General features: G+C 63.8%; 14 protein-coding genes and 1 pseudogene. 5 read left to right on the top strand and 10 right to left on the bottom strand.

The window, feature by feature from the left end:
* Positions 1 to 219 precede the first annotated feature (219 nt).
* A complete protein-coding gene (locus JFU57_RS12750; RefSeq protein WP_020298360.1) occupies positions 220 to 537 on the top strand; it encodes a DUF3509 domain-containing protein in 318 nt (105 codons plus the stop codon).
* On the opposite strand, the gene JFU57_RS12745 is transcribed toward JFU57_RS12750, so the two are convergent.
* The gene (locus JFU57_RS12745; protein WP_020298359.1) at positions 534 to 1,034 is read right to left on the bottom strand and encodes a phosphate-starvation-inducible protein PsiE; all 501 of its coding nucleotides are present in this window, start codon (positions 1,032 to 1,034) and stop codon (positions 534 to 536) included. The two genes, JFU57_RS12750 and JFU57_RS12745, sit on opposite strands and share 4 nt — an antisense overlap.
* 295 nt (positions 1,035 to 1,329) lie before the next feature.
* Between JFU57_RS12745 and JFU57_RS12740 the strand changes: the two are divergent.
* Positions 1,330 to 1,584 (top strand): annotated as a pseudogene (locus JFU57_RS12740) (YebG family protein); the annotation flags it as partial.
* Between the two features lie 176 nt (positions 1,585 to 1,760).
* On the opposite strand, the gene JFU57_RS12735 reads toward JFU57_RS12740, so the two are convergent.
* The 3 genes from JFU57_RS12735 to JFU57_RS12725 all read right to left on the bottom strand — a co-directional run bounded on the left by JFU57_RS12735 (position 1,761) and on the right by JFU57_RS12725 (position 3,567).
* Positions 1,761 to 2,186, bottom strand: coding sequence for a hypothetical protein (locus tag JFU57_RS12735; RefSeq protein WP_201129512.1), 426 nt, complete (start codon positions 2,184 to 2,186; stop codon positions 1,761 to 1,763).
* Positions 2,183 to 2,437, bottom strand: a complete 255-nt coding sequence (locus tag JFU57_RS12730) for a hypothetical protein (protein ID WP_201129510.1) — start codon at positions 2,435 to 2,437, stop codon at positions 2,183 to 2,185. Before JFU57_RS12730 ends, JFU57_RS12735 begins: the two co-directional genes overlap by 4 nt.
* 104 nt (positions 2,438 to 2,541) lie before the next feature.
* Positions 2,542 to 3,567, bottom strand: a complete 1,026-nt coding sequence (locus tag JFU57_RS12725; protein ID WP_078469880.1) for a Leu/Phe/Val dehydrogenase — start codon at positions 3,565 to 3,567, stop codon at positions 2,542 to 2,544.
* A 184-nt stretch (positions 3,568 to 3,751) separates the two neighbouring features.
* Between JFU57_RS12725 and JFU57_RS12720 the strand changes: the two genes are divergently transcribed.
* Positions 3,752 to 4,555 (top strand): SirB1 family protein, encoded by an 804-nt coding sequence (locus tag JFU57_RS12720; RefSeq protein ID WP_078469879.1) that lies wholly within the window; start codon positions 3,752 to 3,754, stop codon positions 4,553 to 4,555.
* Between the two features lie 101 nt (positions 4,556 to 4,656).
* On the top strand, positions 4,657 to 5,478 hold the full coding sequence (locus tag JFU57_RS12715) for a class I SAM-dependent methyltransferase (RefSeq protein ID WP_201129508.1): 822 nt from the start codon (positions 4,657 to 4,659) through the stop codon (positions 5,476 to 5,478).
* A 12-nt stretch (positions 5,479 to 5,490) separates the two neighbouring features.
* On the opposite strand, the gene JFU57_RS12710 is transcribed toward JFU57_RS12715, so the two are convergent.
* The 4 genes from JFU57_RS12710 to hmgA all read right to left on the bottom strand — a co-directional run bounded on the left by JFU57_RS12710 (position 5,491) and on the right by hmgA (position 10,255).
* Positions 5,491 to 6,849 (bottom strand): MFS transporter, encoded by a 1,359-nt coding sequence (locus tag JFU57_RS12710; RefSeq protein WP_201129506.1) that lies wholly within the window; start codon positions 6,847 to 6,849, stop codon positions 5,491 to 5,493.
* Positions 6,850 to 6,991: 142 nt separating this feature from the next.
* Complete coding sequence (maiA, locus tag JFU57_RS12705) at positions 6,992 to 7,630, bottom strand: maleylacetoacetate isomerase (RefSeq protein WP_201129504.1); 639 nt, start codon at positions 7,628 to 7,630, stop codon at positions 6,992 to 6,994.
* A gap of 12 nt (positions 7,631 to 7,642) precedes the next feature.
* A complete protein-coding gene (fahA, locus tag JFU57_RS12700) occupies positions 7,643 to 8,947 on the bottom strand; it encodes a fumarylacetoacetase (RefSeq protein ID WP_201129502.1) in 1,305 nt (434 codons plus the stop codon).
* A gap of 3 nt (positions 8,948 to 8,950) precedes the next feature.
* Positions 8,951 to 10,255 carry a homogentisate 1,2-dioxygenase gene (gene hmgA, locus JFU57_RS12695; protein ID WP_201129500.1) on the bottom strand — a complete coding sequence of 435 codons (1,305 nt, stop codon included), beginning with the start codon at positions 10,253 to 10,255 and terminating at the stop codon, positions 8,951 to 8,953.
* Between the two features lie 165 nt (positions 10,256 to 10,420).
* On the opposite strand from hmgA, the gene JFU57_RS12690 reads away from it, so the two are divergent.
* Positions 10,421 to 11,212, top strand: a complete 792-nt coding sequence (locus JFU57_RS12690; RefSeq protein ID WP_201129498.1) for an IclR family transcriptional regulator — start codon at positions 10,421 to 10,423, stop codon at positions 11,210 to 11,212.
* A 42-nt stretch (positions 11,213 to 11,254) separates the two neighbouring features.
* Here JFU57_RS12690 and JFU57_RS12685 read toward each other — a convergent pair whose 3' ends face one another.
* Positions 11,255 to 13,804, bottom strand: a complete 2,550-nt coding sequence (locus JFU57_RS12685; protein ID WP_201129496.1) for a LuxR C-terminal-related transcriptional regulator — start codon at positions 13,802 to 13,804, stop codon at positions 11,255 to 11,257.
* A 150-nt stretch (positions 13,805 to 13,954) separates the two neighbouring features.
* Complete coding sequence (locus JFU57_RS12680; protein WP_201129494.1) at positions 13,955 to 15,322, bottom strand: DUF1329 domain-containing protein; 1,368 nt, start codon at positions 15,320 to 15,322, stop codon at positions 13,955 to 13,957.
* Positions 15,323 to 15,345: the final 23 nt, after the last annotated feature.

The following is a 15,345-nucleotide window of genomic DNA, read 5'->3' as shown; positions in this document are numbered from 1 at the left end:
AACGGGCGTCGATAAAAAAAGCGGACCTCATGGTCCGCTTTTTTATACCTGCGTTTACTGGGTTTCGTGGTTAGCGGCATGCCCCTTGCTTTGTCAGCCCTCGAGGAATACGGACGTTATCAAACCTCAGCGAACGGCCTGCCAGTGGTCTGGTATCGCGAACTAATCTCGATCACTGCCGGTCAATGACTGCACGATCCAATCAAGCGGTGACGCATCATGGATAACCCATTTCAACTGATTACCGACACCTTCACCCCGGAGTACCAGGTCAACCTGAGCATCCAGGGCCTGGACGGCAGCATCATGCTGACCCTGTCCAAGGCCGGGCGGGTGGTGGCCAAGCGCATGATCAGCGCCCATCAGCGCAATGATCCGCAACGCCTCAAGCGTCTGGTGCAAAGCATCCAGTTCGGCATCGCCATCGAGCAGGGCCACAGCGCCATGGCGATCCTTGAAGCCATGACCAACAGCGACAGCCTGAAGCTGCCGCCACCGGCCGGCAGCGGCCCTTCACCCTTGGGCATGGTGGTTTAAAGCTCGCCCTTCTCCACTTCCGGATGCTCGCTGGAGCCCGCACCGAGCTTGCGCTGCGGGTTCTCGATCTTCACCGAAGGGAACTGCGAGGAGGCGTAGCGCACCACCAGGATCGCGAAGGCCAGCAGCAGGATCCCGCCGCACAGGTAAATGATCCCCACGTCCGGCGGATTGTGGTGCGAGACGTTGGAGATCAGCAGCCGAGTCAGGGCCGTGATCGCGACGTAGATCAGGAAGCGCACCGGCATGTGGTTGGTCTTGAAGTAGATCCCGACCATGGCGCCCAGCTCGAGATAGATGAACAGCAGCAGAATGTCGTCGATCTTGATATGACCCGCCTCGATCATCTGCAGAAACTCCATCACCGCGGCCCAGGCGGTCACGGCACCGATGGCGAACAGCGCCAGGTAATGGAACGACTCGACAAACAGATTGCCCAGGGACTCGGCCAGTTGATGAACGTTCTGCCGCAGGTTCTCGGCCCAATTGATTTTCACGATGGTTTTTCCTTAGGTCGCTTCGACCGGATGATGCGGGTTGGACGTGACGGTTGTTCTGCATGCAGAAAAAAGGCCAGAGGCCCGTCAGTAAGATGATGGCGGCGTGACATGAGGCACGTTCAACCTTTTATCGAACCCGAACCGACCACGGATTTGTCCCGCGACAAAACAAAAATCCCGGCTACATTAAAAAGCCACTATCCAAGGGACAGAGATTCGCCTATCCTCTGACCTGTATATAAATACAGTAGTCGCAAAAGACCAATTATCGTGAAGGCATGTGAGGTGGTAAATGGCCGTCGAAGTGGTATACCGCAGCAGCCGAGATCTGGAGCGCTTGTTCATGGATAAAGCCGAAGCTGATCGTCATGACAAAATGCTCGAACTGGCTGAATTGCTCGCCGAAGTGCTGCAAAAAGCCGTGCCGTCGCTGAGCGAGCAGCAAGTGGAAGAAGCCGGGATCTACATGGCGAAAAACCGCGATGTGTTCGCCAAGGCATTCAAGAGCCAGCCGGACGCCCTGTCCGAGTTGCTCAGCGCTCCCGCTCCCGTAGTGGAGACTGTCGAAGCGGAGCAGCCCGCTGAAGTCGAGGCGCCGACCAAACCGGCGAAAGCGGCCAAGGCTGCGAAATAAGCGTCACCCGAATTGAATAAGCCCTGTGCCCCTGGCACAGGGCTTTTTTCATGCATGGGGCAGAGCCACGGCCTTTTTGCAGCGGTCCATCAGGCTGAGATCGTCTCTTTCATACCAGGTACATCAATCCCATTGCGACGCAGCATGGACCTGATGTTTCGCACAAAGCTGGCAGGCAAGTCTGTTGAGTCTCCATACAGATCGACAATTCCGACTTCGACCGCGCTATCGACAATGCTGGAGAACGCCTCGATATCTTGAGACGACATCAAGGCGACAAGCTCCTGCGGCAAATCATCGCCCCGACCATTCAATGCCAGTAACGCCCCCGCCCTCTCCCACGCCAGTAGATGATCGTGTTCCGGATAGGCATTGAGGTGTTTCAGCAAGTCATCGATGGACGGGTGAGCCAGGCCCTTGCCCGTGCAGTAGGCCGCCAGGCACCCGGCAGCATAGAGCTGCAAGTCCCTGACAGAGCAACCGGTCAACGCCCGATCCGTATCTGCTTCTGTCATTGCGCGACGTCCCACACCCGGCACCCTGCCGAGCAGTACCCGGATGCTATATCCATGGCTTCCAGGATGCGGTCTTCAACGTCTTCAGGCGCTGCAAGCCTGATGAATTGCAGATGGTTGTACACCGCCTGCGCTGTAAAGCCCTTGTCCCGGTACTGCACCAGAACAACACGTATCGCCTCAATGTCCGCGCCGCCGCGCAATCGATACGCCAACTGCTGATCCAGCCCAGTGTCCAGTGCTTCAAGCATCGTCGAATACATTCCGTGTCAGTTGAGCAGTCGGGGGTTGGGCTCACGCCTGCAACCATTGCGGGCGCTGATGTTACAGCTAGCACGCGCAACGGTTAAGACGCCTATGCCTGGCGATACAACGCCCGCTCCGCCAACTCATCCGCCACCCGTGCCGGGGAGCGCTTTTCGGCCTGAGCGTGGGCGAAGACTTCGGTCAACCGCGAGCTGATTTTCGAGAGATGGGCAGTGATGGTCGACAACTCTTCACCGCGGTGCTTGAGCGAGACATAGATCAGCCCACCGGCATTGATCACGTAGTCCGGTGCGTAGAGGATGCCGCGGCGCTCCAGTTGATCGGCAACCTGCAGGTTGGTCAGCTGGTTGTTGGCCGATCCCGCCACCGCCGAACAGCGCAATTGCGCCACGCTGTGGCTGGTGAGCACGGCGCCCAGGCCGCACGGCGCGAGGATGTCGCATGGGGTGCTGAGCAGCGCATCGTTGGCAATCGGGTGGGCGCCCAGTTGCTCCATGGCCAGTTGCACCTTGCCCGGGTCGATGTCACTGACCAGCAACTCGGCCCCGGCGGCGTGCAACTGCTCGGCGAGGGCGAAGCCGACATTGCCCAGGCCCTGGATCGCCACGCGCAGGCCTTCCAGGTTGTCGCTGCCCAGGCGCGCCATGGCCGTGCTGCGAATCCCGGCGAACACGCCAAGAGCGGCATAGGGCGAGGGGTCGCCGGCGGCACTGGTGCTGGTGACATGCTGGGTCTGTTGCGCGATGCAATCCATGTCGGCCACCGAGGTCCCGCTGTCGATGGCGGTGATGTAGCGCCCGTCGAGCTGCTCGATACAGCGACCGAAGGCTTCGAACAGTGCGGCGCGACTTTCCACATGCGGCGGACGAATGATCACCGCCTTGCCGCCGCCCTGGGGCAGCCCGGCCAGTGCGGCCTTGTAGCTCATGCCCTGGGCCAGGCGCGCAGCATCTGCCACGGCACTTTCATCGTCGGGGTAGGCAAGGTAACGACAGCCGCCCAGGGCGGGCCCCAGGCGGCTGCAATGAATGGCAATCACCGCCTTCAATCCGGTGACCGGATCAACGCTCAGGTGCAGCGATTCAAGGCGAGTGCTTTGCATGAGAGCGAACATCGTCGGGCTCCCCGAATCACTTCTTGTAGTCGCCAGTATAGGCTTGCGCCTGGAATTTGCTGGAGCGCTCGGGAATAAGCCCAAGGGCTATGCGGGCTTTAGGAAATAACCTGCTACGGCGTGTGTGCAGTACTGGACGAACGAGCGTCAGCGGGCTAAAACGGGGCATCCGTCGGAGATCGAGATGAACCCGCGCCAAGCTTTTTTCGCCTGCCTGCACCGCTCCCCGCCCGCACTGTTCGAAGCGGCGCTGTGGATTGCCGCCGAGCACGACACCACTGTCGCCCCCGAAGAACTGCTGCACGACTTCAAGGATTTGCAGCAGCGGATCAGCTCGGGCTTGCCCATGTTGCCGGTCAGCGAGCTGGGCCAGCCGTTGTTGCGGCGCATGAACGACCTGGGCTTCCAGCAGGACGAAGCCACACCGCTGCGCGCCCAGGCGGCCTTGCTGGACAAGGTCTTGCAACGTCGGCGCGGGCAGCCACTGGCCCTCGGGCTGATTGCCCTGGAGCTGGCGCGGCGCCTGGAAATCCCCCTGGTGGGGGTCAACTTCCCCGGGCATTTTCTGTTGCGCGTGCCCGGCGCCGACCACCTGCTGGACCCTTGTGGCGGCCGACGCCTGTACCCCGCCGACTGCCGTGAACTGCTGCAACGCCAGTACGGCAACAACATCAAGCTCGTCGCCGAGCACATGCTCACCGCGCAGCCGGTGCAGATTCTCCAGCGCCTGTCGCGCAACCTGCGCCAGTTGCACCTGGCCAACGATGATAACCTCGGCGCCCTGATCGATGCCGAGCGGGTGCTGGAACTGGGCAACGCCAGCGCCGCCGACTACCTGGCCCGCGCCAGCCTCTACCAGCGCCTGGACTGCCCGAACGCCGAACGCTTCGACCTGGAGCACGCCCTGCTGCTCAGCGAGGACCCGATCCAGCGCCTGCGCCTGACCGAACGCCTGGGCCACTTGCCGCCCAATACCATCGTGCATTGAGCCTGCCGCTGCTCCCGTCTGGCATCGCCCGCCGCCACCCGCCCGAACCTGCCAGCATTTGAGCGATCACGCTCCTGGCCCTGACTCATGGATGACCCTTGATGCACGCACTGTCCGATACCGAGCTGTTCCTGCAGGATTTTCACCAGCGCCGCCCCGGCACCACCAGCGTCGCCTTCGCTCCCCTGAACATTGCCGGACGCGGCTCTACCTACGCGGTACTGGCCTCGACCGTGAAATGCACAGGGCTGGCGCAGACGGTGCTGGATATCGCCTGTGGCGATGGTTACCTGCTGCAACTGCTGGCCGAACAGGACCCGGAGCTGGCGCTGATCGGCGTCGATATGAGCCACAGCGAACTCGCAGCCGCGCGCCAGCGCCTGGGGACGCGCGGACAACTGCTGCACGAACGCGCCCAGGCCCTGTCACTGCCTGCGGCCAGCGTCGACGTGGCGCTGTCGCACCTGGCCTTGATGTTGATGGATGACCTGCAACAGGTACTCGACGAGACTCACCGGGTGCTGCGCCCGGGCGGACAATTCGCGGCGATTGTCGGCCGGGGGTTTCTCCTGGGGCAAATCGGCGAGCTCTACCTGCAGGCCTTTCGCAGCGTGGCCCGGGAGCACGCCCTGCCCGCCTTGCCCATGGGCGATCCGCGCACCCGTTCGGAAGCGGGCTGGCGCGAGCTGCTTGGCGCCCGCTTCAGTGGCATCGAGTTCGACGAGCTGGACGTGGAGTGGGCCCCGAACTTCGACGAACTCTGGACCGCGCTCAACGACACCTATGACCTGGATCGGCTATCAACCGCCGGCCAGGCGTTGTTGAAGCAACGCCTGGAAACCTCGGTCACTGCGCTGCAACGCGCAGACGGCACAATCGCCACCGGCTGGGGCCTGCGCCTGATCCGCGCGACAGCGGCCTGACCTGCCCTGCAATCAACGGGTCGCGGCCTGGGGCTGGTCCGCTGGCGTCGGCGAAACGTCCAGCGGCGAACGCACCTGGATAATCAGCAGCGCCGCGATCACTGCCGGAATCGCGCAGAAGAAGAAAATCTGCTGCACCGGCACATGCATCGCCAGCAGCATGCTGCCGAACAGCGGCCCGAGAATCGAGCCGAAGCGGCCGACGCCCAGGGCCCAGCCGGTGCCCGTGGCCCGCACATGGGCCGGGTAGAAGTTACTGGCGAAGGCGTTGAGGGTCAGTTGCCCGCCGATGATGCAAAACCCGGCGGTGAACACAAAAGCCACCAGATAACGCGGGCTGTCGTGGTTGAGGCCCAGCAGAATGGTGCAGACCGCAGCCGCAGCCAGGACGCCCGAGAGCAGGCGCACCTTGCGCTTGAGACGGTCGGCGAACCAGGCCATGCAGATGGCGCCGAGGGTGCCGGCGAACAGGAACATCGATGTCACCAGGTTTGCCTGATTAAGGCCCAGCCCGCTTTCCAGCAACAGCGAAGGCAACCAGCTGATCATGAAATACAGCAGGATCAGGCTGACGAAAAACGTCGACCAGATCAGCAGGGTCGGCCGCGCATAGCCGTGGCGGAACAGTTCGATCACCGTCAGTTGGCTGCCCTGCTCCTGCGCGTTCTGCTCGGCCGATGCGGCCGGTGGCGTCCACTCGGGCAGCATTCGCGCACTGACTTTACGCAGGCGCGCATAGGGCGGCGCGTCACGCAGCAGGCGTGGCAGGGACTCGGGCAGGCACCAGGCGAGAAACGGAAACAGCAGCAAGGGCGTGACGCCGCCGGCCAGGAACACCGCCTCCCAGCCGAAGCGATCAATAAACCCGGCCGCGACAAAACCACCCGCCGCACCACCAAAGGAAAACCCGCAGGCGGCCAAGGTCACCATCAGGGTGCGCAGGCGCGGCGGCGAATAATCGGACATCAGCGCCATGGCACTGGGCATCGCCCCTCCCATGCCGATGCCGCAGATAAAGCGCGCAGCCATCAGGGTGTTCAGGGAGTTGGCGAAGATCATCAACACCGTGAGGCTGGCGTAGATCAGTACGCAGCAGAGCAGAATCCGCCGCACACCAAAACGGTCCGCCAAGGGCGTCACGGCCAGCGAGCCCAGGGTCAGGCCCAACAGGTTGGCGCTGAACACCGGGCCGAAGGCGGCTTTTTCCAGGCCCCAGTCCCGGGCCAGGGCCGGCACCACGTACCCCAGAACCTGAGCGTCATAGCCGTCGGTGACCAACAGCAACGCCAATAGCAGCAAGAGTAACCACTGATAACGCGACACCGGACGGGCGTCGAGCGCCGCCCGAAAGCTGGCAATCTGATTGTGCATCGCAAGGTACCTGTTCTGTTTTTATCGTTATGTACAGCAGGGTTGCAGGTGGGATGGAGCAGGCTCCGTTGCGGAGCCCTCGAAACCTTGAGTGACCCAGAGGTCTGCCGCCCCCAGGTCTGGCTGGGGGCGTGCAGGCGTCTCAGGCCGGGGTGTCGGGCTGGTTGGCGGGGTGCGCCGCGCGGAATGCCGGGTGCTCTGCGGCCAGCGCCGCAACCCGGAGAATCCGTGGGTAGGCCGCCAGCGACACCTTGAAGCGCTCGGCGGCATACAACTGTGGAATCAGGAACACATCGGCCAGCCCCGGCTGCTCGCCAAAGCAATAGCCGTGATCGCCGATCAGTTGCTCCACGGCCGCCAGGCCCTGGCTGATCCAGTGCTCGATCCACACCTGCAACTGCGCTTCCTCGTGGCCCCATTCACGCAACAGGTTCTGGGTGCTGGAGTTGTGCAGCGGGTGGATGTCGCAGGCGATCATCGCCGCCACCGCACGCTCATGGGCACGGGTTGCCAGCTCCCGGGACAGCAGCGGCACCTGTGGATAACGTTCGTCGAGGAATTCGACGATCGCCAGTGACTGGACCAGCACCTCACCGTCATCGGTGCGCAGCGCCGGCACCCGCCCCTGGGGGTTGATCGCCAGGTACTGCGGCTGACGGTTGGCGCCGCCCTTGGGCACCAGCAAATTGACCGGGATGGCCTGGAAGTCCAGGCCCTTGAGCCCCAGGGCAATGCGCACCCGGTACGACGCCGTCGAACGGTAGTAGGTATAGAGCTCCATGGCGCACACCTCTTAGCGGGCCGGCAGGACGGTGCCCCGGCATTCGCCGAAGCCGATGGAGGCGAAACCTTCACGCCGGCAACGCCCGCGCAGGATGATTTCGTCGCCGTCTTCGAGGAACTTGCGCACCTCGCCGCTGGGCAACTCGATCGGCTTTTTGCCGCCCTCGGTGATTTCCAGCAGGCTGCCGAACTGGCCGTTTTCCGGGCCGGACAACGTGCCCGAACCGAACAGGTCGCCGGCCTGCAACTGGCAGCCGTTGACGCTGTGGTGCGCGACCATCTGCGCCACGGTCCAGTACATGTACCCGGTGTTGCTCAAGGTCAGGCGGTGGGCCGGCAAGCCCTGCTCGCGCATGGCGGCGGTGGTCAGCAGCACCTCGAGTTCGATATCGAAGCCACCTGCAGCCTGGTCCCGGGCATCGAGCAGGTACGGCAGCGGCTGTGGATCACCGTCGGGGCGCGCGGGTTGAGCGCGACGGAATGGCTCCAGGGCCTCGGCCGTCACCACCCAGGGCGAGATGCTGGTGATAAAGCTTTTCGACAGGAACGGGCCCAGGGGCTGGTATTCCCAGGCCTGGATATCCCGCGCCGACCAGTCGTTGAGCAGGCAGAAGCCGGCGATATGCTCGGCGGCATCGGCGATGGCAATGCAGTCCCCCATCGGGTTGCCCTGGCCAATCCAGATTCCCAGTTCCAGCTCGTAGTCGAGCCGCGCGCACGGGCCGAAATTCGGCTCGGTCTGGCCAGCAGGCAGGGTCTGGCCCTTGGGCCGGCGAACCTCGGCGCCCGAGGGGCGGATGGTCGACGCGCGCCCGTGGTAGCCGATGGGCACGTATTTGTAGTTGGGCAGCAGCGGGTTGTCGGGGCGGAACAGCTTGCCGACGTTTTGCGCGTGTTCGATACCGACATAAAAGTCGGTGTAGTCGTTGATCTTCGCCGGCAGGTGCATCTGGCAGTCGGCCGCCAGGGGCAACAGCTTGGCGCCCTGGGCCTGGATCTTGCCATGCAGGGTGCTGCCTTCGCCCAGCAGTTCCAGCAGGCGTTCGCGCAGGACCACCCGTGGGCCACGCCCCAGCTCGAAGAAGGCATTCAACTGCCCGCCACGTGCGGCCTCGACGGCGCTGCGGGCGGCGCCTTCAAGCAGGCCCGCCTCCAGCGCGGCTTCCAGATCGAATATGTGCTCGCCGATTGCCACGCCAAAGCGCGGTGCCGAACCGTTGCGACTGAAAACGCCCAGGGGCAGGTTCTGCAAAGGGAAATCGGCATGCCCGTTGGCGGAGGCAACCCAACTGCGGGTGATGGTTGGCTGGCTCATGGGTTATCTCCGATTGGGGTTGAAGGTGGCGGGCAGCGAGGCCCAGCAAGCGTCGTAATTGTTCTGCAACTGCGGGCACTCCAGGGCGAACTGGCTCGGGCGCAGCACTTGGCTGGTCTCGAACATGAAGGCCATGGTGTTGTCGATCTTGGCCGGTTGCAGTTCGACATTGATCGCCTTGGTGCAGGTTTCGCCGTCCGGGCCGTGGGCGCTCATGCAGCTGTGCAGGGACGCGCCGCCGGGCAGGAAACCTTCGGCCTTGGCATCGTAGGCGCCCTGGATCAGGCCCATGAATTCGTTCATCAGGTTGCGGTGGAACCACGGCGGACGGAAGGTGTTTTCGGCCACCATCCAGCGCGGCGGGAAGATCACGAAATCGAGGTTGGCCAGGCCGTGCACGCTGGTGGGCGAGGTCAGCACGGTGAAGATCGATGGGTCCGGGTGGTCGAAACTCACGGTGCCGATGGTGTTGAAACGGCGCAGGTCATATTTGTACGGCACGTTGTTGCCGTGCCAGGCCACCACGTTCAGCGGCGAGTGATCGAGTTCGCAGCCCCAGAGTTCGCCGAGGAACTTCTGCACCAGAGGGGTGGGCTGCTTGAGGTCTTCGTAATGGGCGACCGGGGTCAGGAAATCCCGCGGGTTGGCCAGGCCATTGCTGCCGATGGGGCCCAGGTCCGGCAGGCGCAGCGGCGCGCCGTGGTTCTCGGCGACATAGCCGCGCGCCTCGGGGTCCAGCAGCTCGACACGAAACTTCAGGCCGCGGGGCAACACGGCGATTTCCAGCGGCTCAAGCTCCAACACGCCGAGTTCCGTGGCGATGCGCAGGCGACCCTGCTCGGGCACCAGCAGCAACTCGCCATCGGCATTGAAGAACACCCGCTCCATGGAGCGGTTGGCGCGGTAGTGATAGACGCTGATGCCGGCGGGTTTCTGTGCCGGTGCGTTGGCCGCCATACTCACCAGACCGTCGATGAAATCGGTCGGCTCGGCAGGCATATCCAGCGGGTTCCAGCGCAGCCGATTGGGCGTCACCTCACCCAGCGGACCGCCCGCCAGCTGACGCGCCAACTTGGCAAAGGCCGGGTGATTGGCCGAGGGCTGGATGCGGTACATCCAGGTCCGTCGCGCTTCGCTGCGGACCATGGTGAAGGCGGTGCCGGAAAAGAGTTCGGTGTACAAGCCGTAAGGGGCTTTTTGCGGGGAGTTCTGGCCGACGGGCAATGCGCCTGGCAATGCTTCGCTGGCGAATTCGTTGCCGAAGCCCGACTGATAGGCCAGGCCGGACGGCGTGGAATCGAGGTTCATGGAGCCTCCTGTGAATGGAGTGGGCAGCGATGCCCTGCTCCATTGCTGGAAGTCTCGGCACGCGGCGTTATTTTTATCGTAATCCAATTACGCATAACGTAATTTGATTGGTATTGACCGTCAAGCTATAAAGACGCCCATTCGTCTCGGGATCACACCGCCTCCATGGAAAAGCCGCGCAGCACCAGCGACAGCAACGGTAAACAGAAAGTCCGCTCGGCCGAGGTCGGCACCGACATTCTCAAGGCGCTGGCGCAGTTGGCACCGTCCACTTCGCTGTCGCGCCTGGCCGAACACGTGCAGATGCCGGCGAGCAAGGTCCACCGCTACCTGCAAGCCTTGATCGCCAGCGGCTTTGCCGAACAGAACAGCACCACCAACCATTACGGACTGGGCCGCGAAGCCCTGCGCGTGGGGCTGGCGGCGTTGAGCAGCATGGATGTACTGAAGGTCGCCGCCCTGCCCCTGGCGGAACTGCGCGACGAACTGAATGAAACCTGCTTCCTCGCGGTCTGGGGCAATCAGGGCGCGACCGTGGTTCATATCGAACCGGCGGTGCGTGCGGTGACGGTGGTGACGCAGCTGGGCTCGGTGCTGCCCTTGCTCAGTTCATCCACCGGCCTGGTGTTTGGCGCCTATTTGCCCAACCGGGAAAGCGTCGACCTGCGCCAGCAGGAACTGCAGGCCGGCAGTCCCCATGCCCTGGCGGACGAGCAGGTGTACGCCGAGGTCTGCGAGCAGATCCGCCATCGCGGCCTGCACCATGTGCATGGGCTGTTGATGCCGGGGGTCGACGCCCTGTCGGCGCCGGTGTTCGACGCCATGGGCAAGATCGCCGCCGTGCTGACGGTGGTCGGGCCGACCTCGCTGTTCCACGCCGACGAAGACGGCCCCGCCGCCCGCCGCCTGCTGGCCGCAAGCCAGGCCGTCAGTTGGCGCATGGGTTATCAACCCTGAACGTAGCCGCTGACTATCGGCAGCGGCTACCGGTGAGGTCATTCAATTCATCAGGCCCAGTGCCTTGGCCTTGGCCACGGCCTGGGTGCGTCGCTCTACCCCGAGTTTGCTGTGGATCCGGCGCGCATGAGTTTTCACGGTGTGCAGGGAGATGAATAGCTGTTCGGCAATCTGCTGGTTGGAGCTGCCGAGGGCGATCAGTTGCAGCACTTCAAGCTCACGCAGGCTCAGAGGATTGTCGCTGGCCAGGGGCTGGTCGGCGTCGGGCAGCGGCACTTCGCGGACCAGCAGCATATCCGGCTGACGCAGGCGCAATTCGTGCAGCGCCTGGGGCAGTTGGCAACGGGCGGCCAGGGCCATGCCGGCCTGCAGCGCCTGCCCGGACAACTCAACGTCCCCCAGCAGGTAGGCGGTTTCGGCGAGGGCCAGTTGCAGTTCGGCCTGCAAACCCAGCATGCCCTGCTGTCGGGCCTGCTCCAGCAACCGTTGCAGCGTGGCCAGCGGCGCCTCGGCTTGCCCCAGGTGAACCTGGGCCAGCACCAGCAGGTATTCGATCCGCGGGATCAGTTCGATCGTGGCGGGTGGTGCCTGTACCGCGCCTGCGCCCTGATAGTGGCGCAGCACCCGGCTCAAGGCTTCATGAGCAAGCTCTGGACGCCCTTGCTGCAACCAGAAATGGCTGCTGATCTGCAACAGCACCCCGCGGTACACCGTGTCCGGGATCTGCCGCTGCTGCATCAGCCGCTCGGCGTCGCGCAACAGGACAAAGGCCTGGGCGTAGTCACCGCGATTCCCCGCCAGCAGCGCTTGCCCGAGAAACCCGTACAACGCCCGCTTGTCCTGGCTGCGCAGGCATTGCTCAAGCCCCGCCTGAAAGTACTCCGCCGCCTGCGGTTCATTGCCCTGGCGCAAGGCCAGGCGCCCGCGACGCAAGGCAATCCGCCCCAAAAGCGGCGTCGCCCGCCGGGTTTGCCGACGCAGCAACTCATCCAGCCGCGCCAGCAGGCTCTCGGCCCTGTGGGGGGCGCCGCGCTGTTCCAGCAGTTGCGCGTGATCCAACTCCAGCAGGCCTTCGAACAGCAGCGAATTCTGCGCCCGCGCCAGGCACAGCGCTTCACGATTGATAGCCTGCGCCACATCCAGTTCGCCCCTGAGCAGGGCCTGCTGGGTCAGGCCCGACAGGCATAACAGGCGCGCCGGCCAGGCACTGGGCGCCAGCTCATCCAGGGCCCGGAGAAAGTGTTCGCGCGCAGGCTCCATGCAACCTTGCAGATGCAACAGGCAGCCGCGCTGCGTTTGCCAGCGGGCGATCAATTGCCGTTGCAGGCTGGCACTGGGTTGCGGGGTGAAACGGGCCATTTGCGCGACACAGGCTTCGGCCTGATCGAAGCGCCCGGCAAACAGCAAAGCGGCCGTCAGCAGCCCGACCAATTGCGGGCTGCCCAGCATCAACTCTTCACCCTGCTGCTCGTACAGGCGCAGCAGCAACACCACGTTCTGCTGTTCGAACAGGTGCTCGAAGCTGAAGTGCTGCAACAGGCTGACGGCGACCTCGTACTCCTGGGCCAGCAGCGCCTGCTCGAACGCCGTCTGCCAGTCCTCCTGCGCGATAAACCACTGGCAGGCGCGCCGGTGCCAGGTTCGGCCGGCCGGGCAATCCTCATCCTGCATCAGCCGCGCCAGGGGCGGGAACACTTGCAACCAGTCGGCCGAGGCGTCCCAGGGCTCGATAAAGCAACCCAACTCCTGCAGATCACGCAAATACTGCGCGCCCTCGCCGGCACCGAACAAATGCTCACACAGCGCCGCGTTGAAGCGCGGCAGATGAGCCAGCACCTGCCAGGCTTCGGCCAGCTCGGCCGACAACAGGCTGAACAGCTCGTGCTCCAGGTATTCACGCAGGGTGTTGGGCCGCCCCTGCTTGCAGGGCTGCGCTGCCAACTCGCTGCCTTCGAGCAGGGCAATGCGCACCCCGGCGCACCAACCGGCGCTGCGTTGCAGGATCCGGCTGGCGGTTTGCGCGCACATCGGTTGCGGCAGTTGTTGCAGCAACTGCTCGATATCCGCCTGGCTGAAGGCCAGTTGCGCGCCATCGCACTCGTACAGCTCATCGTCGAGCAGCAGCCGTGGCCAGTTGCACTGGGGCCGGCGCCGGGCCCCCAACCACCAGGTCAGGGCCGGGCTGCTGACCGCCAGCAAACGATCGAGCAACCCATCGAGGCCGGCGCAGCCAACACGGCAATAGTCATCGATAAACAGCCAGGTCGGGGTTTGCAGACGCGCCAGATACGCCAGCAACGACAGTTCGTCGCGGGCCTGCAGGCCCAGGGCCTCGGCCAACAGGCCGGCAAAATCGGCGGCGCCCTGCTCGGCTCCCGCCATCGGTAACCAGCACACGTGCACCTGGGGCGGCGCCTGCAACAGGCACTCGGCAAGCAGTGCGGTCTTGCCACTGCCGGCCGGGGCACAGAGTAATCTGACCCGCGCCTGAGAGGCCAGCAACGGGCTGCTCAGACGACTGCGACACAGGTGATGGGAGGACAAGCGGGGCATGAGACCAGGACGGTCCAGACGGTGAGTCATGGCGGTCATCGCAACGTGCCTTTTTTATAGTTTTAGCCAGCGTGGCATCACCCTAGCCCTCAACTCCCCACTTGTTGAGAAGTATTCAGCAGGCTGATCAGGGCCCATAAAAAAGGCGACCCAACGGTCGCCTTCTGCCCATCCGGTAACGCCTGGGCGTCAACGCACCCCCGACGCCCGCAGCGCTGCCGGGGTGTAGTCGGCGGCCTTGGCGGCGAAGCCGAATTCGAAGCTGTGCTTCTCTTCGTTCTTCATGCCCAGGGCGATGTAGCGCCCGGCGATGATGTCGTACAGGGTTTCGACCGTGTAGGCCGGCACCTGGTGATCGTAATAGAACTGCGCATGCCCCTCGGCCACCCGCCACAGTTGGCCGCGACCGTCGTAATGGTCGACCAGCGCCACCTGCCAGCTGTCCTCGTCGAGGTACATATGGCGCTTGGCGTAGATATGCCGTTCGTTGGGCTTGACCGTGCCGACCACCTCCCATACCCGGTGCAGCTCATAGCGGGTCAGGTCCTGGTTAATATGCCCGGCCTTGATGATGTCGTCGTACTTGAGGCTTGGCGAATCCAGCTTGTAGCTGTTGTAGGGGATGTACATCTCCTTCTTGCCCACCAGCTTCCAGTCGTAGCGATCCGGCGCGCCGGAGAACATGTCGAAGTTGTCCGAGGTGCGCAGCCCGTCGGAGGCCGTACCCGGCCCGTCATAGGCCACTTGCGGGGCACGCCGCACCCGACGCTGGCCAGCGTTGTAGATCCAGGCCGAGCGCGGTTCCTTGACCTGGTCCAGGGTCTCGTGCACCAGCAGCACGTTACCGGCCAGGCGCGCCGGGGCCGTCACCGACTGCTTGAAGAAGGTCAGCACGTTGGCGCCTTTTTCCGGGTCCAGGTCGGGAATCTGCTGCGGCACTGCCACTTCTTCCTCGAAGCGGATCGGCGTGTAGCTGCCGTTGGTCTGCGGGGTGGCCTGGGTGATGATGCGTTTGAGGTTGCCGCCGTGGTAACGGGTGATGTGGTTCCACAGCACCTCGACGCCGTTCTTCGGAATCGGAAAGGCGTAGTAACGGTTGCCGGTGAAATTGGCCAGGCCGTTGCCCTCATTGATCGTGGTCACATTCAGCGCGCTGCGCTTGGCTGACTCGTAGATATCCGGCGGCAGGCCCACGGTGCGATGGCTCGGGTAGACCGGGATCTTGTAGGTTTCCGGGTAGCGCTTGAACATCGCCACCTGACCGTCCGACAGCTTGTCCTTGTACTTGTCGACCGTGGCCGCAGTGATCACGAACAGCGGTTTTTCATTGGCGAACGGGTCGGCGAGAAAGCCCTTGCTGTCCACCGCCCCGGCGTTTTTCGGAATGCCGCCGGTCCAGGCCGGAATCGAGCCGTCGGCATTGCCGGCCTTCTCCGCTCCCAGCGGGGTCAGGCTGGTGCCGAGTTTGTCGGCTTCCTGCGGCGTGACGGCCGCCATCACGTTGGCTGCCAGCAGGCTCAAGGCCAGGGCCCCGCATTGCAAAATCATCTTGCGCATAAAGTTGTCCTTCTCATGCTTGA

Origin of the sequence: Pseudomonas sp. TH07 (assembly GCF_016651285.1) — a bacterium.
Classification (GTDB): Bacteria; Pseudomonadota; Gammaproteobacteria; order Pseudomonadales; family Pseudomonadaceae; genus Aquipseudomonas.
This window is presented reverse-complemented; position numbering and strand designations above follow the sequence as displayed.